Genomic DNA, 18,716 nt, shown 5'->3' on the forward strand with positions numbered 1-18,716 from the left:
CACCATGACCCAATCCCAACCGATCTGGCTGCATGTGTGCGACGTCAACGCGATTCCGCGTCTGGGCACGCGGGTGTTGGCGCATCCGAGCGGCGATATCGCCCTCTTTCGTACCGAGAGCGATAACGTCTTCGCGTTGCGCGACAAGTGTCCGCACAAGGGCGGCGCGCTCTCGCAAGGCATCGTGCACGGCGAAAAGGTCACCTGTCCGCTGCACGCCTGGAACATCGATCTGACGACGGGTGAAGCCTGCGCGCCCGATGTGGGTTGCGCACAGCGGTTCCCCGTGCGGGTCGACGCGGGCGAGGTGTATCTGTCGTTTGACGAGACAGTGAGTGCCGACGCCGCCGAGACGGTCGCGGCCTGATCTCTCTGGACTTCCCGAGCGCCGGAGCCCCCCATGACAACCATCACGCAAACTACCTGCTGCTATTGCGGTGTCGGTTGCGGCATGCTCGTCGAGAGCGACGGCGAGCGCATCGTCGGTGTGCAGGGCGACCCCGCGCATCCGGCGAATTACGGGCGTCTGTGCAGCAAGGGCATGACGCTGCCACTCACCGCTCAGTCGCTCGCCGGGCGCGTGCTGATGCCTGAGTTGCGCAGCGCACGCGATGCCGCACGCGCACCCGCGACGTGGGACACCGCGCTGGAGACGGTGGCGTCGCGCTTTGCCGACGTCATCCGCCGCCACGGACCGGACGCCGTGGCGTTCTACGTCTCGGGCCAGTTGCTCACGGAAGACTATTACGTCTTCAACAAGCTCGCGAAAGGGCTGGTGCGCACCAACAACATCGATACGAACTCGCGGCTCTGCATGTCGAGTGCGGTGAGCGCCTACAAGATGGCGCTCGGCGCAGACGGCCCGCCCACCTGCTACGACGACCTCGAAGCCGCTCGCACGGTGATCTTTGCGGGCAGCAACATGGCGTATGCGCATCCGGTGCTGTTCCGGCGTTTGGAAGCGGCGAAGGCGGCCGATCCGTCGATTCGCTGGATCGTGGTCGATCCGCGCCGCACCGACACGGCGGCGATGGCCGATCTGCATCTGCCCATCGTGCCGGGCACCGACGTGGCGCTGTTTCACGGCATGCTGCATCACCTGATCTGGGAAGGACGCATCGACCGCCGCTACATCGACGCCCATACCGAGGGGTTCGACGCGCTCAAGCAAGTGCTGCGCGCTTATCCGCCGCAACTCGTCGCGGACATCTGCGGAATCGAGGCGTCGGCGTTGCGTCAGGCGGCCGACTGGTTCGGCGAAAGCCCGGCGGCGCTCTCGCTTTATTGCATGGGCCTGAATCAGTCGAGCCACGGCACCGAGAAGAATCTGGCGCTCATTCATCTGCACCTGGCCACCGGCCAGATCGGGCGCGCCGGGGCGGGACCGTTCTCGCTCACCGGTCAGCCCAACGCCATGGGCGGGCGCGAAGTCGGCGGCCTCGCCACCATGCTCGCGGCGCATCGCGATATCGGCAATGCGGTGCATCGCGCGGAAGTCGAGCAGTTGTGGGGCGTGCAAGGGCTGTCCGACCGGGCGGGGCTGCCCGCGGTGGAGATGTTCGACGCCGTGCGCGACGGCCGCATCAAGGCGGTCTGGATTGCCTGCACGAATCCCGTGCATTCGATGCCCGACAGTGCGCGCGTGCGCGAGGCGCTGGCAACGGCGGAGTTTGTTGTGGTGCAGGAGGCCTTTCATCAGACGGACACCGTGCCCTTCGCCGACGTGCTGCTGCCCGCCACCAGTTGGGGCGAGAAGGCGGGCACGGTCACGAACTCGGAGCGTCGCATCTCTCGTGTACGGGCCGCCGTGCCAGCACCCGGCGCAGCACGCGCCGACTGGTGGATCGCGAGCGAAGTGGCGCGACGTCTCGCACTGAGGCTCGACGTGCCGCCCGAGCCATTCGTCTTCGACTCGATTGAGCGCATCTTCGACGAGCATCGCTCGCTGACGGTCGGTCGCGACCTCGACATCGGCGGCATCGATTACGACCTGCTTGAGCGGCGCGGGCCGCAACAGTGGCCGTTCCCGGCAGGTGCGGTGCAGGGATTCGCGCGCCGTTACGAGGACGGCGTGTTCGCCACGGCCGACGGCCGCGCGCGATTTCACGCGTTCGAGTATCAACCGGTCGCCGAGCCGATCAACGCGCGTCACCCGCTGCGTCTGGTTACCGGACGGCTGCGCGATCAGTGGCACGGCATGAGCCGCACCGGGCGCGTAGGGCAGTTGTTCGAGCACGCGCCCGAGCCGGCGCTGACGATGCATCCGGCGGATGCCGCGCGTCGCGGTCTGCGTGCGGGTGATTTCGTGCGGCTCTCAAGCCGTCGCGGCCAACGCGTGCTGATGCTGACGGTGAGCGACGACGTCGCCTCGGGCACCGTTTTCGTGCCGATGCACTGGAGCGGCCAGTTTCTCGGCGGCGGTGGCGTGAACGACACGACCTGCGGCGCCGTCGACAAATATTCGAAGCAGCCGGAGCTTAAACACGCGGCAGTGCGTGTCGATCCGCTCACGCTGCCTTGGCGTGTGGCCGCGGTGCGTCGTGGCAACGCGCTGCAATTGCACGCCGCCGTGCAGCCGTTGCTCGCCGAGCGGCGTTTTGCGGCGGTGCGTCTGGAGGGCGAAGACCGCATCGTCGTGACGGCTGCCGACGATCAGCCCGACGCGGACTGGCTGGAGCGCTTGCATACGGCGCTGGCGCTGCCGCGCGACGTGTCGCTGCTGGAGTATCGCGACGCGCGTCGGGCCATGACCAAGCGTGTCGCCTGGCGCGAGACGCTGATCGACGGCGTGCTGGTCGCGGGCAGCGAGGCGGACGTTGCGGCATCGACGTCGTTGCTCGCACGGGTGCGCGAGATGTCGCCGTGGACGCGGGCGCGTCATGCCGTGTTCGTCGCGGACAGCGCTCCGGCCGCGCCACGCGACCGCACGGTGTGTCAGTGCAAGTCGGTGAGCGCGTCGAGCATCAATACGGCGATTGCCGCGGGGGCGGACGTCGCACAACTCAAGGCGAAGCTCGGCTGCGGCACGGTCTGCGGCTCGTGTGTGCCGGAGTTGCAGCGCATGTGTACGGCGGCCGGGGCAGCGCGGGCGGTGGCGACGAGCGCGGCATGAGTGGCATGAATGGCAGGCGTGGCAGGAGAGAAGGTTTTCGGCGTTTTGCGACCCACGTCCATGAGGGATGGCGGGACCGAATCGGGCGACATAGGCGATCGAAATACGCGATCGAAATACGCATGCGGCATACGTGAGCGACATACAGGACATCGACGAATTGAGGGAGAACGATCATGAGAAACGGCAAAGTCACCCTGCTCAGCGCAGGGCCCGGCGCGCTCGATCTGCTCACGTTGCGCGCGGCGCGCGTGCTCGGCGAGGCCGATGTGCTGCTCGTCGACGATCTGGCGAATCCGGAGATCGCCACGCTCGCGCCGCAGGCTCGCGTGATTGCCGTGGGCAAGCGCGGCGGGTGCCGCTCGACACCGCAGGCGTTCATCGAACGGATGATGTGCCGTTTCGCGAAACGCGGCGCGCATGTGGTGCGCGTGAAGGGTGGCGACGCGCTGATGTTCGGCCGTGCGGGAGAGGAGATGACCGCGTTGCGGCGTGCGGGCGTGCCCGTCGAGATCGTGAACGGCGTGTCGGCGGCCTTCGCGGCGGCGGCCGGCCTCGGTATCTCGCTCACGCATCGCGATCATTGCGCGGGGGTGACGTTCGTCACCGCGCACCGGCAGGACGGCAGTGCGCCCAACTGGGCGGCGCTTGCCGCGACGGGCACCACGCTGGCGATTTACATGGGGCTGCATCGGGTGGAGGAACTGAGCGAGACGCTGCTGACGCATCTCGATGCCGGCACGCCGGCGGGCGCGGTGCAGTGGGCGGGCACGCCGCAAGAGCGGCGGCTGGTGACATCGCTGGGGCGTCTGGCGGCCGACGTGCGCGCCGGGGGCTTCGCCAGCCCGGCCATTCTGCTCGTGGGCGGCGCGCTCAGTGAGGCGGCAGTGGTCCCGGCGGTCCATGGGGCCGATGGCGGCGACGTCATCGCCCGGGCAGCCTGAAACGTTGTATCGTCAGTGCCTATATTGGAGCGCTGGAACTTGCCGAAAACACCGGATGCTGGGGACATCGATCCGCCGGCCGACACCCCCCGCAATGCGGCGGCTTCCGCCCCGCGTGTCACTGCCACGCGCCCTGCGGCGGTGACGGGGGCGCAGGGCATGCTGCGCGTGCTGCTCGTGACGGACACCGACAAGCCGATTGGCGAGTTGCGGGCGGCGCTGGCATGTCTGGGGTGCGAGATGCTGGCCGAAGTCGCCAAGCCGCAGGCGTTGCCTCGCGTGGTGGAGAGCGAACGCCCCGACGTGGTCATCATCGACACCGAATCGCCCTCGCGCGACACGCTGGAGCAGTTGGCGGTGATGAATGCGGCGGCGCCGCGTCCGGTGCTCATGTTTTCGGCGGACGGCAATCAGTCACTGATTCGCGCTGCGGTGGACGCCGGTGTGACGGCGTACTCCGTCGAAGGGCTCGCCGCCGACCGGCTTGCCCCGATTCTCGAAGTGGCGCTGGCGCGCTTCGCCCATGAGGAAAAACTGCGCGCGCGTCTGGCAAAGGCCGAGAGCGAACTGGCCGACCGCAAGCTGATCGACCGTGCCAAGCGCCTGCTCATGGACCGGCGCAGGATTTCCGAGCAGGACGCCTACGCCATCCTGCGCAAACGGGCGATGGATCAGGGCGAGAAGCTCGTCGAAGTGGCGCGCCAGCTCGTCTCGATTGCCGAATTATTGGGATAGACACAGCTCATGTCGACGTCATCATGGTTGGCTTCTGACGCGCATTCGCCGGACGGTGCGCCTGAGAAGCGTCATTTGCGCGTGGGGTTCATCGCGCTGTCGGACGCCGCGCCGCTGGTCGTGGCGAAGCGCCTGGAACTGGGGCACGAGCACGGGATAACGCTGGAGTTGAGTCGCGAGTCGTCGTGGGCGGCCATTCGCGACAAGTTGTTCACTGGCGAACTGGATGCCGCGCATTCGCTGTACGGATTGGTGTACGGCGTGCAACTGGGGATCGGCGGCCCGCGAGAGGACATGGCCGTGCTCATGGTGCTCAACCGCAACGGGCAGGCCGTGACGGTGACGCCGTCGCTGGCCGAGGCGCTGGCGCAAACCGGCGACTTGCGTGAGGCGCTCGCGTCACTCGGGCGCAAGCCGGTGTTTGCACAGACGTTCCCGACCGGCACGCACGCGATGTTCCTCAATTACTGGTTTGCGGCGCAGGGCATCGACCCGCTCACGGACATATCGAGTATCGTGATTCCGCCGGCGCATATGGTGGCGGCGATGGAGGAGGGCGGGCTCGACGGTTTTTGCTGCGGCGAGCCGTGGCACGCGGTGGCGCAGGCGCGCGGACTGGGGCGGACGGTCGCGGTCTCCAGCGATATCTGGCCGAATCATCCCGAGAAGGTACTTGCCAGCCGGCGCGATTTCGTTACCCGTTACCCGAAGACGGCGCAGGCGCTGGTGCGCACGCTGCTGAGCGCCTGCCGCTGGCTCGATATGCCGGGGCATCGGGCGGAAGCGGCAGGATGGCTGGCCGAGCCGGCATGGGTCGGGGCGCCGCGCGATCTGATTGCGGCCCGTTTGCTCGGCGATTTCGGGCGTCTGTCGGGACGGCACGCCTTGTTGCCCGTGAGTTTCTTCGACGAGGGCGTGGTCAACTATCCGCATCCGTCGGACGGGATGTGGTTCATCTCACAGTATCGGCGCTGGGGGATGGTCGGTGACGACGCCCTCGCCCATGCCGCGCAGACGTCGGCGGCCGTGAATCAGACGGCGCTGTTCGAAGCGGCCGCGCGGGCCGAGGGCGTACCGGCGGTGTCGTCGCCCGCGGGTGAAGTGCTTTGCGACGGCAAGGTCTGGGATGCGGCGAGTGCCGCCGATCTGGGCGGTTACGTCGACGGGTTTGCCATCCGGGCGAAGTGAGCAGCCGGGCTACGGCGTTATTGCGCCGGGATTACGCCTGGGGGGCCTGCGGAATGTAGGCGTCGCAGTTGCCCCCGCGTGCACGGCAGGCGCGCAGCGCGCGTTCGTGATGCCGGTGATGCAGGTTCAGGTGGTACACGAGGGCGAGCAGCACGACCTGACGCGACACGTTGGCGAGCATGGGTTCGAGGCCGGCGGCGCGAGCCAGTGCGCGGCGCAGGACAGGGTGCAGACAGACGAGCGCGAGGATCGCGAAGGATCCGGGCACTGCGAGAAACGCCGCTAAAGCAATCTTCTTTTTCATGGCCGTCGAGTGTGGTGAGGTCGTCTGGGGCACGTACCTGCTGGAGACGGTTGAGGTCTTAACGGAAACCGGCGCACCCCTGCGCGCCGGTTTCGTCATTTTTGCGGGCGTCTCCTCCCGTCTCACTGCATGTGAGACAGTGTAGGGATCTGCCGCATTTCGATAAATGCGTGAAAATGAAAGCCTCTCTTGCGCAAAGTGAAGAGAATCGGCGGTGAGTCCGCTGTCACCCCTTATCCGAGGAGTCTTCTGATGCCGGATACTATTGGCGCGAACTGAGCGTTACACCTTCTTCACGAATTCCGACTTGAGGCTCATGGCGCCGAAACCGTCGATCTTGCAGTCGATATCGTGGTCGCTGTCCACGAGGCGGATGTTCTTCACCTTCGTGCCGATCTTGATCGTGCCGCCGCCGCCCTTGAGCTTCAGATCCTTGATGACGCTGACCGTGTCGCCGTTTTGCAGGATCGCGCCGGTGGCGTCGCGATACACGCGCGCCGTCGTTTCCGTGGCGGCCTCCGCCTGGGCCGACCATTCGTGAGCGCATTCCGGACAGATGCACACGCCCCCGTCTTCATAGGTGAATTCGGAGTTGCATTTCGGGCAAGGGGGCAGTGCGCTCATGATGTATTCCCTGAAGTGAAGCAATGGCATTAAGAGCGCGAGAGTATAACGTTGCCGGCCATGGCATCGTTTGCGCTAGCTCAATGGCTCAATGGCTGAGAGGGGCGGCGAATGTCGGACGGTGGCGTGGCGCGGGTCGCTCCTGCACGCCGGCGCTGAAATCCCTAATGGATCGGGGACGTCACACCGGCCATACTGGACTCACAGGCTCACGCCCGTCTCGTCAATCATTGCGCTGTCCTCGTTATGGCCCCGCAGACCCAGATTCCCCTTCGCACGGAGTGCCCGCCCGGTGCCTGCACCTGTGAGCGGGAAAGCCTGATGCAAGACCCGCAGGGCGATCGTCGCATCCTGATGCTGACGCAAGCCGAGGAAAAGCGGCTGATTGCGCGGATCGAAGCCATTGAGAGCTACGACGAGTTGAAGCGCATTGCCGCGCGGATACATGCGCAATTGGGTATTCGCTTGCAGATTGGTCCCGGACCGAACGAAGTGCGCACGGTAAGCGGCTTCGATATCCATCTCGAAGCGCATCCGGGGCTCTGCCGAAAAACCAAAGCGACCATTCCCGCTGCCGTTCGCCGGTGTCTGAAGGAGCGTCCGGAAATTGCTTTCGCCATTCTGGACGCTCACGATCTGTTCGGAGACTGATCGCAGGCAGATCCGCCGCGTTGTTACCGTGCGCTCAGGCGGCGCGCTCTCTCGCCGTCACGGGAATGACGCTAGCGTCCTGCGTGCCGTGTGCCGTCTGAGACGCCTCCTGCGCCGCCAGCGCCGCATCCACCGAACGCGCTTCCCCCGTCCACGGCAGCAATGCGCCTTCCCACTTGGCGGTGACGGCCGTCGCTACCGCGTTGCCAACGACGTTCGTCACGGTACGCCCCATGTCGGCAAACTGATCGATGGCCAGCAACAGCACCATGCCCTCGACCGGCAGCCCGAACAGCGGCAGCGTCGCCGCGATCACCACCATTGCCGCTCGCGGCACGCCCGCGATGCCCTTGCTGGTCAGCATCATCACGAGCAACATCGAGAATTGCTGCTCCCACGTCAGCGGAATGTTGAACACCTGCGCGATGAAGATCGACGCGAACGCTTGAAACATCATCGAGCCGTCGAGATTGAACGAGTACGCCAGCGGCAGCACGAAGGCGCTGATGCGCGGACTCACGCCGAACGGGTCAGTTGCTCGATGGCCTTCGCGTACGCGGCCTCGGCGCTTGCCTCGCTTTCCATGACCGCCGCGTCAAAACGAACCGGTGCCCTTGCTCGCCTATGCGAACGAGTCGTTTCTCGGCAAGGTCACGGCGATCGTGCATGCCGAACGGGAAGCGGATTTTCCGCTGGTGCTCCGTTACGAAAGCGCGCTGGTCGAAGCGCTGAAAATGGAGGCCTTGCTGGGGGAAGGTGTCGCGTGGCTGCCCGTGGGCATGATCGATGCCGAATTAAAGGCCGGTACGCTGGGTATCGTCGGCGACGCCGCGAATGTGGCGCAACTCGATATCTGGTTGTTCGCGTCGAATACGTTCGCACTCAGTGGCGCTGGCGCCGGGTTTGCCTTCCTTCAGCACCTTCGCCGTTCCGACGCGCAGCCGGACTGACCCGATGGGGGCAGGGGAGGTTTCGGGATAAAAGCGCGTGTTTTAAACGATGAGCACGTGCCAAAAAACCGCAATAAAGGTCAGTGAAAACCCTTGGATTCACGCTGCACCCTGGGAATGAGACGAACATCGCTTGACGCCTCTTTCTCGGTTCTTTTACCCTTCGCAACGCATTCACACGACATCGTTCAGTACTAAAAAGTATTCGTAGATAGTGACTGATGCGTGAAGCAAGCGAGTGAAGCGCTTGTCCGCCGATATCGATGTGACGGGAAAAAAGAACAATGGATGCCCCGCCGGCCGACGGCGAAGGGATTCGGGGGTGAATATGAAGAGACGATTTTCACGCAGTGAGATGACATCGGCGATGCGGCCGCGTGGCCGCGTATTCATCCATCCCCCCGATGCTTTGTCGCGCCGGTCCGGCGTCGATATCTCCTAGCCTTTTCCGATTCATCGACGGCTTCGCAATACCGTGACATGCCGACACGGTATGTGCTGAATCGCACAGTCGATGGTGTGCCTTCATGCCCCCACGCGCGACGCTCCCCTGCGGGTTTGCGCCTGTTTCCGTATCAACTCGCCATGTCGCCCTGTACCCTCCCTTCACGCCGGGTGTCCGGTAATCGTGCCCGACAGCCTGCCATTTGGCTTCACACGCTACGTGTCCTGATCGCGTTGCTGATGTGGTTTTGCTTCGCCTCGTCGGCGCTGGCGCAGGGAGTACCGACGGTCACGTCGGTCTTGCCGGCAAGCGGCCCCACGGCCGGCGGCACCGCGGTGACTATCACGGGCACTCACTTCACTGGGGCGACAACCGTCCAATTCGGCGGGCTAAGCGCCACCAGCATGACGGTCGTCAGCGACACGCAGATCACGGCCGTTTCGCCGGGTGGCGCCGGTGCGGTGAACATTACCGTGATGTCGCCCGGCGGTACGAGCCTGCCCAGTGGGAATAGCCAATTTACGTATTTGAGCCCACCGACAGGCGTGTCGAGTGCGATCACGGTCGCGTTTGACAGTGCGGCTGTGCCGATCGACCTCGCCGCGTTGAATAACGTGCCCGATTTGACTAGCGTCGCGGTGGCCTCGGCACCGTCGCACGGCACCGCGACGGTCGCCAGCCGTTCGACGCTGACTTATGCGCCCGCGACCGGGTATTCGGGGAGCGATTCGTTTACGTACATCATGACGAATGCGGCCGGTACGTCGGCGCCCGCGACAATTACCGTCACCGTAGCGGCGCCAACGATTACGTTGAGCCCGTTGACACAGACATATACAGCCTCTGGTGCCGCATACCGCCAGACGGTCGTGGCAACGGGCGGCAGCGCACCCTACACCTACTCGATCTCGTCGGGCAGTTTGCCAACGGGGCTGACCCTGAACAGCGCGACGGGGACCATCGCCGGCACTGCGACGCGGGTGGGTGTCTTTTCCTTCACGTTGAAGGCTACGGACGCTTCTCAGTCTTCGGCAACCGTAGGGTTGTCCATTCAGGTCACCGTGCCGATATTGTCGCTCACGCCCGCAACGTTGGCTGACGCGTCGCTGGATGTGGCGTATTCGCAGAGCCTTTCCGGGAGTGGTGGCGTGGCGCCTTACACTTTCTCGGCGTCGGGCTTGCCGAGTGGGCTGAGCCTCGTCGGCAGCACGATCAGCGGCAGGCCGACGCAGGCGGGGGCGTTCTCCGTGACAGTGAGGATGACGGACAGCTCAACGGGAGTGGGGGCGCCGTATACCCTGGACAAGTTGATGTCGCTTACGGTGAATGCCGCACCGATGACGATCTCGCCGACAATGCTCCCCGCGCCGGTGGCCGGTCAGCACTACAGTCAGACGATAGTGGCGTCGGGCGGTATGGCGCCCTACCGTTACGCCGTGACGAGCGGCGCGCTGCCGAACGGACTCTCGCTCGATGCATCGTCCGGCGTGTTGAGCGGCACGCCCACGGCGATGGGCATGAGCAATTTCACGATCACCGCGTTTGACAGCTCCGGGCCGGGAACATCGATCAGTATTTCGCAGTCCTTTTCGTTCAATATCGCAAACCAGGTTGCCTCGGCGCCCCCAGTGCAAACGCAGACGATGTCGAATGCCCCCGTCACGATTCGGGCCACGGCCAATGCGGTGGGCGGGCCATTCACGAGCGTGGCACTCTCCAGCCCGCCGACGAGCGGCACCGCTGTCGTGCAGGGCGAGAACATCATCTACACACCGACGCCGACCACGAGCGGTGACGTGACCTTCACCTACACGCTCACCAATGCGGTCGGAACGTCCGCGCCGATCAGGGTGACGGTGACGGTGAGCGCGGTGCCCGTGACGGCTGCGCCGCTGGAGATGTCCGTGGCGGCAAACGGCACGGCGGACTTCGATATCACCGCCGGTGCGACGGGCGGACCGTTCACGGGGGCGAATGTCGTGTCGGTGTCGCCTGCCAATGCCGGTACGGTTACGCTCGTCAGTACCCCTGCGTCCGCAGCCGCAGCGGGGGGCTCGCGATTCGTGCGGGCGGCCGCCGCACCGGGCAACACATACACTTTGCGCTTCGTGCCGGCGGCGGCGTTCGCGGGCGCCGCTGTGATTGCTTACACGCTGTCCAATGCCTCTGCGACGTCGGCGCCGGGCACGGCGAGAGTCACCGTGGCGCCGCGCAAAGACCCGACGACCGACCCGGATGTGACCGGCCTTATCGGGGCGCAGGTCGAGGCCGCACGCCGCTTCGCCACCACGCAGGTCAGCAACTACAACCAGCGTCTCGAGGCGTTGCATGGCACCGGACGTGCCCCGTCGAGCAACGGTTTGAACGTGGTGCTTCCGTCCGCCGATCGCGGTAACCGCCGCGATCTGTCACGTTGTCAGGACGTCGTCGGTATCACGGATCGCGACGCTTGCCTTCGCGGCGAAGTCAGCCCGACTGCGCTGAGCAACGCCAAGCGCCTCGATGTCCGCGATAAGACCGCGGGGGGCACGGGGGGCGTGGACGGTCCCGACTTGCCGGGCGCCGGAGCGGGGGACGACAAGCGCTTCGCCTACTGGACGGCTGGCTCGGTGGACTTCGGTTTCGCCAATACGGCAGCCCAGCGCGCGGGCTTCACGTTCACGACGGGCGGCGTGACGATGGGTGCGGACTATCGCTTCTCGGATCAGTTCTCGCTGGGCGCAGGCGTGGGCTACGGCCACGACTCGACCGATGTCGGCAGTTCCGGCACGCGTAGCACGGGGGACAGCTACAGCGGCGCGTTGTACGCGAGCTTCCGGCCGATCCCGACGCTCTTCGTCGACGCCGTCGCGGGCTTTGGCACGCTGAGCTTCGACTCGCGGCGCTGGGTCGTCGATGCGAGCGACTTCGCGAGTGGCACGCGCCGCGGCCAGCAGTTCTTCGCCTCGCTCTCGGCCGGTTACGAATACCGCAGCGACGACTGGCTGTTCTCGCCGTATGGACGTCTGACGGCGTCGCGCTCCACGCTCGATCAGTACAGCGAGTCGGGCGCGGGGCTGAACGCGCTCACATATTTCAAGCAGAACGTCAACACGCTGTCGGGGACGCTGGGCGTGCGCGCGGGCTTCGCCAAGGCGACGCGCATCGGCACGTTCTCGCCCTACATCCGCGTGGAGTTGCAGCACGACTTCAACGCACAGAGTCTGGCCGGGCTGGCCTACGCGGACCTGGCTTCGGGCGGCCCGGCATACTTCGTTCCCGGCAGTCCCTACGGCAGCGATCGCGTGCAAGTCGGCGCAGGGACGAAGCTGCGCACGGGCGTGCTCGTCTTCGGGCTGGATTACAGCGTGACGACCGGCATGGGCGGGTTGCAGCAGGGCGTGAGACTGACGTTTGCCGCACCGTTCTGAGCCGAGGACGGTAGCGCGAGACGGTGCGGCCGCGATGCATCGCCCGCGCTTCGGCTCGGCGTGAGCTCGATGGCGTTTGCGCAGGGGGGGCCGGTGCTGGCGGCGGTCCGTGAGGTGATGGCGTGCCTGCCGGTCTGAAGTCCTGGCGCGTCGGCCGAGCCTCGTCGGGATGGGGGCTGATTTTGGGGTACGTCCCATGCCTCGCGACAGTGGCCGCGAGTAGACTACCGCAATGCGTTGACTTCAATCGCACAGCCAAAATCGCGGTGCCCGAAGCGCATCGTCCATCAGATTCAATCGTGCGTAGCGGCGCGTTAGTCAATCCAGTGTGCCTGGGAAAGCGCAGCACTGAAGCGTGCAGAAAATCGATCAGATCGGCAAGCAAGACGTCTCTTATTTTTTTAAGGAGAGCGCTCTGATGCAAGTCTCGAAAGATGCCGAGTATCTCCTGTCGCCGAACCTGGGTGCGCAGGCGCTACTATCGCGCGTAAAACAAGTCGACACGCGGGCGTTGGTGAAATCCCTGTGGCATGACGTTCGTCATGAAATATTCAGCCTGAACGGTGCAGCCCGTGGCGCCCGGGTACTCGCGCGGGTGCATCTTCACAGTCAGACCCTGAATCTCTATTCCAATGAATACGGTTCCATCAGTGTTTCCAGATTGCACCCGGAAACGGATGATGAACTGGTGTACGCGCCGTTTGGAAAGACCGTCTTGTTTGCAACGGGAGATGATTCTCCCTCCATTGCAAAGTTCGATATCGACGACAACGTTCTCGTCAATGAAAGACGTCTGACGATTGCCTGTGGTGTCCCCGTCAGTGTTGACCACGACCATGAGGCGTACTGCCATACGTGGGGGCCGGAAGACCGCGTTGGCCTGGTGGGCGGTGTGCATTTGAGTGGTGACCCAAGCGACATCAAGGTTTTCGATCGCCGCTCCGGAGAGAATGTGGCGTGGTTTCCGGGCGACGAGCGCGTGACGAAGTGTCTGGTTGCGCTGGAGGCATTGGCGTCCATCAACGATCCGGGAGCGCAAGAGATTTGCCGGGAGTTGATTTATCACTACCATCCGGCCGTTTGCTTTGAGGCGTTCAGGCAGCTGTATCGGTTGGCCCCGAAGGATGCCGAAAGCTTTATTCCGCTGTTGAAGTCGAGGGGAGACGAAAAGTTGTTCGCCGCAGTTCGCGATTGCATCGGGGCGGGCGATGGATCTTGACGAGTTCCTATCGAAAATCATGGCGACTGACCTGAGCGACGAATCATCCATTGAGACGTGGCTGGTAGCGCTTTCTCGAAATAAATCGCTGCTGAGCACGCATCTGAAAGGTGAAATAGAACGAAGCGGATTCAGTTTTGATGCGGCCCTTCACAACGAGTATGCGTTCGATTTGTACAGGGACGACGACATCACCGTCCGTCTGATCGTTTGGGGCGAAATTTCGAGTCACGCCGAAGCTGGCAATTTCATCTACGGCCTGCGTCATTCCCACGATTTCGAACTGCATGCGGTCGGATATAGCGGCGACGGCTATCGGACGATCAAAACAGAAATCCTCGATCCGTCACCGATCGCGCAGGGTTGCGCCCCGCATTTGGGGCGGGAAGACGAGGTGAAGCTGGGGGAGGGGAGTTATTTCCATATGCGCCCCTTTCTCGATATTCACCAGCAATTTCCGCCCGAGCGATTGTCGTCGTCCCTCAGCTTGCTCATTCACCCGAGAAACCGGTCTGAAGATTCGCGAGCCTGGTGCTTCGACGAGCGCTTCACGCCCGTCTGCTCGGAGATCGGGGGCATGGAGATGGAAGTATTTCGGGAAATCGCGTCCCTTATCGAGGGACGCGATGGGCAGTGTTCTTTCAAATCAGGAGACACGTATGAAAATCAATCCAGTCAATTGGGATCGTCTTGATCTCTTTCGCGCCAGCAAGGATGTGTTACCCGTGCATCTGGCCCGCCAACTGAAAGGGGGGATGTGCCGCGGATGCCTTCTCAGATACAACGTGGGCGACATCTACGAAATCAAGCAATTCTGGACGTCATTGTCTTCTCGGTCCCGATGAGGTCGCCGGTTATTCGGTTAGCGCGTCGCTGCTCACGCTATGCGAGTAACTGCAATGCGTCGGCGAGCGACAGCACCGTCGTTCGTGAGTCGAATGCCGTTGAGAATAAATGGTCGTGCACGATCTGATCCGGGTCGTAGCAGCAGTCCTTGACGGTGAAAAGACGGTAGTCGGCGTCGCTCGCATAGGCGACCGATGACAGCATCACGCCAGTCGACGCGATACCTGCCATGATCAGCGTATCGACGCCCCGTGCGGACAGTCGTGCCTGCAAGTCGGTGTCGAAGAACGCGCTGGCGCGATGCGCGACGATGAGCGGCTCATCTGCCTGCTGCCCGAGTTCGGGAGAAATGCTGTCGTTGACGAACAATCCCAACCGTTTCACGCCTTGCCCGTTCCGATTCATCGGGCTGACTTCCGGATAGCCGGGGCTGAAGTGAAACTTTACGAAGTAGACGGCGATCCCCGTGGCACGCGCCGCATCGCACAGCGCTCGGGTCTTGGCCAGCAGCGTGGGCGCGACCGATGGAAACAACCCAAGGATGTCGGTCTGGTAATGCATCACGATCAGTGCGGTTTTCGACGGGATGATCGCGTCGGTGAGCGCGTCGGGATGTGCTGCCGAATCGACGGATCTACGTTCAATGGGAGACGACATAGGGCTTCTCGATAGAGCGCGATGGCGCGACTCTATCATGGGCGTGGCGAGGCGCTCGTCTGCGAAGGCGGGAGGCGCGATGTATTTTCGATGGGCGTATCGCGCGGCGGAGGCTATCGAGAATGCGACGGCTGATGCCGGCGTGCTACGCGATAGCGACTAGCGACGTGAATCGCGTGATGTCAGCGCCTGGGCTTCTCGATGAACGGCGGAACGTAGTGGGACGTCGATTACGTCAGCCCTTGGCCATACCACCGGCGACGCCAGAATGACAAAAGCCCGTCGATCTTGCGATCGACGGGCTTTCGAATTTGGTTGCGGGGACAGGATTTGAACCTGTGACCTTCGGGTTATGAGCCCGACGAGCTGCCAGACTGCTCCACCCCGCGTCTGAGAAGAAGAATAATACGGGCATTCTGTGCATTGTGTCAAGCATTTATGACACTTAATTTAACGAGTACCTAAATTCCATGCGCGGCGTGTGCATTTTTTAAGCATCTTGCGCGCACGTTGACGCGTTGCGAATGCCGGCTATCCCAGCGGTGGCGGGCGTTGCACTGCGCGTTCGATCGTCGTCCGTATTGTGATTCGTCTCGTGGGGAAGTGTGGATTCGGGCGGCGCTCACCAACGGATCGTAACGCCCGCCTGCACCGAATGAGAGATCGACGCGGGATTCAGGCCGCGCTTGTAGCCGACGTCCAGATCGAGATCCTTCGTCGGACTATAGATCGCACCGACCAATGCGTAGCCGGGCTTCGTCTGCGTCGTGCGGTCGGGGTTCGTCGCGAGGCCGATGTCGGCCGCCAGGCGCCATTCTTCCGTCACGCTGAACAGTACGGCCGTCGATGCATTCCACAGACTTTGCCGGTTACCGATGGCGTTGTTGTTCCACGTATAGCCGAGGTTCGCGAGAAACGTCCAGCGATCGAGGTTGTACTGCATTAGCAGATTGGCACCGGTCGTGGCACGTCCGTTACCCAGGCCGCGGTCCTGGCTGGCGGTGGGGAGCGAGATGAACGGCTTGAGGCCGAGGCTCCATTGCTCGCCTTCGAGAAAGCGCCATTTGGCCTGCAATTGAAGATCGGTGAAGCCGCTGGTCCAGCCGTCGCCATCGGGGCGCGTGCGCTGGTATGGGGCCTGGATGGCGACGTCGAGGTTCGTCAGCACGCCATACGTCAACGTGTTGTTCCATTGCTGCTGGCGCGAGGTCGGCTGCGTCACCCATTCGCTATTGAGCTCGAGCTGCCAGTTGCCGGTGTCCTGCGTGCCGGTGTCGTCCGTCACGAGCGGGTTCGTGGCGTGTGAGGCAAGCGGTGCGAGCGTTGCGGCGAGCATCAGAAACTTCTTCATCGAAAACTCCTGCGGGGCCGTGTTCTTTCGACCTGGGTTCGTCTTGGCGCGAATGTCTGCATTCAGTCGGGCGGATCGTAAAGTCGGTATGTGACACCGTCAATCGAATCGCAGAGAAATTGCGTCGAGCGTGTCGTATTTGTTGACGATGGCGGGGCGGCGTTGCGCTTTTGCTTTCGATGTGGTGACGCGCGACTCCTGTGCCTGCGCCGTGGTCGATGCGCGGTGGTAGACTTCGGCCCCCTTTGCGTGCGGATGGGCGTGGTGCTCTCATGCGCTTTCGCCGGTTCCCGCACGCTTTCGCACATTGGCACTCGTCTCTCATGCAAGCCAGAAGTCATCTCATATTCGGTATCGGCGCCACGTGGCTGATGCATCGCACGGGGTGGGCGGCCAGCGTCCACGCGTGGCCGCTTACGCTCGTTGGTGCGCTGCTGCCCGATATCGATCATCCGAAAAGTATGCTGGGACGGCGCGTTGCGCCGCTGTCGCTCGTGATCTCCGGATTGTTCGGGCATCGCGGTATGACGCACTCGTTATTGCTACCGGTGCTCGCGATCGTCTCGTGTATTTATGGATGGGGGTATGTGCCGCCCTGGATGCTCGCGTTGTGTGCGGGGTATCTGTCGCATCTGATCGCCGATTGGCTCACGCCGTCCGGTGTGCCACTTTGCTGGCCGCTTCGCACGCGATTCCGGTCGCCGCTGTATGTCACGACGGGATCGACCGCAGAATGGTGCGTGGCTGCGGCGCTCGCATTCGCCATGTGGCGGTGGTGGTGAGGGCGAGCGCTGGGGGATTCAATGGATCTCGGTTTCACCGGATGTCCGGCTATCCGGTCTGCCGATTCGGTTTGACGGTTAGCGCCAGGTGAGCGCGGGTTCATCCATCAGCGCCACTTGCTCGCGGAGTTCGAGAATGCGGTCCTGCCAATAACGCTGTGTGTTGAACCACGGGAAAGCGGCGGGGAACGCGGGGTCGTCCCAACGGCGCGCGAGCCAGGCGCTGTAGTGAAGTAGCCGCAGCGTTCGTAGCGCTTCTGTCAGATGCAGTTCGCGTGGGTTGAAATCGGCGAAATCTTCGTAGCCGGAAAGGACTTCGTCGAGTTGGAGGGTCATCTCCTGGCGCGTGCCGGAGAGCAGCATCCATAGATCCTGCATCGCCGGGGCCATGCAGGTGTCGTCGAAATCGACGAAGTGCGGGCCGGCGTCGGTCCATAAGACGTTGCCGCTATGGCAGTCACCATGCACGCGCAATCGCTTGACGTCTCCCGCGCGCTCGTAAGCGCGGGCGATCCCGGCAAGGGACAGATCGACGATGCTGCGCCAGGCGTCGCGCAAGTCGGACGGGATGAAGTCGCTCGCCCATAGATAGTCGACGGGGGCGCGGCCGTAGGTGTCGATGTCCAGCGTGAGGCGGTGGCGGAACGGCTGGGTGGCGCCTTGTGCGTGGATGCGTCCGAGGAAGCGGCCGAGCCAGTTGAGCGTGTCGGGATCCTGAAGCTCGGGCGCGCGGCCGCCGCGCCGGGGGAAGAGGGCGAAGCGGAAGCCGTCGAAGTGATGCAGGGTCTTGCCTTGAATCTCCAGCGGGGCAACGACCGGGATCTCGCTTTGGGCGAGGGATTGCGTAAAAGCGTGCTCTTCCAGAATGGCTTCGTCGGTCCAGCGCTGCGGGCGGTAGAACTTTGCGATCAGCGGCGGTCCGTCTTCCATCCCTATCTGATAGACGCGGTTCTCGTAGCTGTTGAGCGCGAGCAGCCGCCCGTCGCTGTAACTGCCTAGCTGCTCGATGGCGCTGATGACGGTGTCGGGCAGCAGGGCGGCGAAGGGATGGGCGTGCCCGGGAGTGTCTTGGGGGAGATCGGTGTTCATGCGCACTATTGTGCCAAAGGCGGTGGCGCTGGCGTGGGCGACATCGAACTTCTTCTATATATAGGGAAGGGACGTGACGGAAGTGGTCGGCACCGTAGGAAAATGCACCATCTTCAAAATAGTTTCACAAAGTACTTGCGCAGTTCGGAGAAGGTGACTAATATCTCGTCTCTCGCAACGACAGCGACGCAGCGCAAGCGGCGACGGAGTTGGGGCGACGGGCTGGAAAGCCCGGTGGTTAGTGGTTTTCGAGCAGGTGAGTCGCTAAGGCGGCGAACGAAAAAAGCGAAAAAAACTGTTGACGACGACGAGAAGCTGCGACATAATCTCACTTCTCTGCTGCTGATGCAGCGACGCAGAAAACGAAGCGACGGCGCGGTAAGTGTGCGACGAAGCGAAGTCAGATGCG

General features: G+C 63.5%; 17 protein-coding genes and 1 tRNA gene. 11 read left to right on the top strand and 7 right to left on the bottom strand.

Annotated features, from left to right (window positions below; translation table 11 throughout):
* Positions 1-4 precede the first annotated feature (4 nt).
* The 5 genes from nirD to ACIPHM_RS12440 all read left to right on the top strand — a co-directional run bounded on the left by nirD (position 5) and on the right by ACIPHM_RS12440 (position 5,979).
* Complete coding sequence (nirD, locus tag ACIPHM_RS12420; RefSeq protein WP_400328197.1) at positions 5-367, top strand: nitrite reductase small subunit NirD; 363 nt, start codon at positions 5-7, stop codon at positions 365-367.
* Between the two features lie 33 nt (positions 368-400).
* A complete protein-coding gene (locus ACIPHM_RS12425; protein ID WP_400328199.1) occupies positions 401-3,112 on the top strand; it encodes a molybdopterin-dependent oxidoreductase in 2,712 nt (903 codons plus the stop codon).
* Between the two features lie 176 nt (positions 3,113-3,288).
* Complete coding sequence (gene cobA / locus ACIPHM_RS12430; RefSeq protein WP_400328201.1) at positions 3,289-4,056, top strand: uroporphyrinogen-III C-methyltransferase; 768 nt, start codon at positions 3,289-3,291, stop codon at positions 4,054-4,056.
* Between the two features lie 159 nt (positions 4,057-4,215).
* A complete protein-coding gene (locus ACIPHM_RS12435) occupies positions 4,216-4,791 on the top strand; it encodes an ANTAR domain-containing response regulator (protein WP_400328267.1) in 576 nt (191 codons plus the stop codon).
* Positions 4,792-4,800: 9 nt separating this feature from the next.
* Positions 4,801-5,979 (top strand): CmpA/NrtA family ABC transporter substrate-binding protein, encoded by a 1,179-nt coding sequence (locus tag ACIPHM_RS12440; protein ID WP_400328202.1) that lies wholly within the window; start codon positions 4,801-4,803, stop codon positions 5,977-5,979.
* Between the two features lie 31 nt (positions 5,980-6,010).
* Here ACIPHM_RS12440 and ACIPHM_RS12445 read toward each other — a convergent pair whose 3' ends face one another.
* A complete protein-coding gene (locus ACIPHM_RS12445; protein ID WP_400328204.1) occupies positions 6,011-6,283 on the bottom strand; it encodes a hypothetical protein in 273 nt (90 codons plus the stop codon).
* Between the two features lie 282 nt (positions 6,284-6,565).
* The gene (locus ACIPHM_RS12450; RefSeq protein ID WP_400328206.1) at positions 6,566-6,907 is read right to left on the bottom strand and encodes a zinc ribbon domain-containing protein YjdM; all 342 of its coding nucleotides are present in this window, start codon (positions 6,905-6,907) and stop codon (positions 6,566-6,568) included.
* Positions 6,908-7,228: 321 nt separating this feature from the next.
* On the opposite strand from ACIPHM_RS12450, the gene ACIPHM_RS12455 reads away from it, so the two are divergent.
* A complete protein-coding gene (locus tag ACIPHM_RS12455) occupies positions 7,229-7,558 on the top strand; it encodes a hypothetical protein (protein ID WP_400328207.1) in 330 nt (109 codons plus the stop codon).
* A gap of 34 nt (positions 7,559-7,592) precedes the next feature.
* Here the strand turns inward: ACIPHM_RS12455 and ACIPHM_RS12460 are convergent, their stop codons facing one another.
* Positions 7,593-8,078 carry a dicarboxylate/amino acid:cation symporter gene (locus ACIPHM_RS12460; protein WP_400328209.1) on the bottom strand — a complete coding sequence of 162 codons (486 nt, stop codon included), beginning with the start codon at positions 8,076-8,078 and terminating at the stop codon, positions 7,593-7,595.
* A gap of 94 nt (positions 8,079-8,172) precedes the next feature.
* Between ACIPHM_RS12460 and ACIPHM_RS12465 the strand changes: the two genes are divergently transcribed.
* From ACIPHM_RS12465 to ACIPHM_RS12480, 4 genes are all read left to right on the top strand, one after another.
* Positions 8,173-8,508, top strand: coding sequence for a hypothetical protein (locus ACIPHM_RS12465; protein ID WP_400328211.1), 336 nt, complete (start codon positions 8,173-8,175; stop codon positions 8,506-8,508).
* A gap of 684 nt (positions 8,509-9,192) precedes the next feature.
* Positions 9,193-12,363: an autotransporter domain-containing protein gene (locus ACIPHM_RS12470; RefSeq protein WP_400328213.1), complete on the top strand. Its 3,171-nt coding sequence runs from the start codon at positions 9,193-9,195 to the stop codon at positions 12,361-12,363.
* Between the two features lie 355 nt (positions 12,364-12,718).
* A complete protein-coding gene (locus ACIPHM_RS12475) occupies positions 12,719-13,582 on the top strand; it encodes a HEAT repeat domain-containing protein (protein WP_400328215.1) in 864 nt (287 codons plus the stop codon).
* 19 nt (positions 13,583-13,601) lie between these two features.
* Positions 13,602-14,276, top strand: a complete 675-nt coding sequence (locus ACIPHM_RS12480) for a hypothetical protein (RefSeq protein ID WP_400328216.1) — start codon at positions 13,602-13,604, stop codon at positions 14,274-14,276.
* 188 nt (positions 14,277-14,464) lie between these two features.
* On the opposite strand, the gene ACIPHM_RS12485 is transcribed toward ACIPHM_RS12480, so the two are convergent.
* From ACIPHM_RS12485 to ACIPHM_RS12495, 3 genes are all read right to left on the bottom strand, one after another.
* Positions 14,465-15,085, bottom strand: a complete 621-nt coding sequence (locus ACIPHM_RS12485) for an isochorismatase family cysteine hydrolase (RefSeq protein WP_400328218.1) — start codon at positions 15,083-15,085, stop codon at positions 14,465-14,467.
* Between the two features lie 312 nt (positions 15,086-15,397).
* Positions 15,398-15,474: transfer RNA gene (locus ACIPHM_RS12490), tRNA-Met, on the bottom strand.
* A 233-nt stretch (positions 15,475-15,707) separates the two neighbouring features.
* A complete protein-coding gene (locus ACIPHM_RS12495) occupies positions 15,708-16,436 on the bottom strand; it encodes a transporter (protein ID WP_400328219.1) in 729 nt (242 codons plus the stop codon).
* Positions 16,437-16,759: 323 nt separating this feature from the next.
* On the opposite strand from ACIPHM_RS12495, the gene ACIPHM_RS12500 reads away from it, so the two are divergent.
* Positions 16,760-17,218 (top strand): metal-dependent hydrolase, encoded by a 459-nt coding sequence (locus ACIPHM_RS12500; RefSeq protein ID WP_400328220.1) that lies wholly within the window; start codon positions 16,760-16,762, stop codon positions 17,216-17,218.
* 78 nt (positions 17,219-17,296) lie between these two features.
* On the opposite strand, the gene ACIPHM_RS12505 is transcribed toward ACIPHM_RS12500, so the two are convergent.
* Positions 17,297-18,307 (bottom strand): serine/threonine protein kinase, encoded by a 1,011-nt coding sequence (locus ACIPHM_RS12505; RefSeq protein ID WP_400328222.1) that lies wholly within the window; start codon positions 18,305-18,307, stop codon positions 17,297-17,299.
* Between the last annotated feature and the right edge of the window lie 409 nt (positions 18,308-18,716).

Origin of the sequence: Pandoraea sp. NPDC087047, assembly GCF_044745225.1 — a bacterium.
Lineage (GTDB): Bacteria > Pseudomonadota > Gammaproteobacteria > Burkholderiales > Burkholderiaceae > Pandoraea.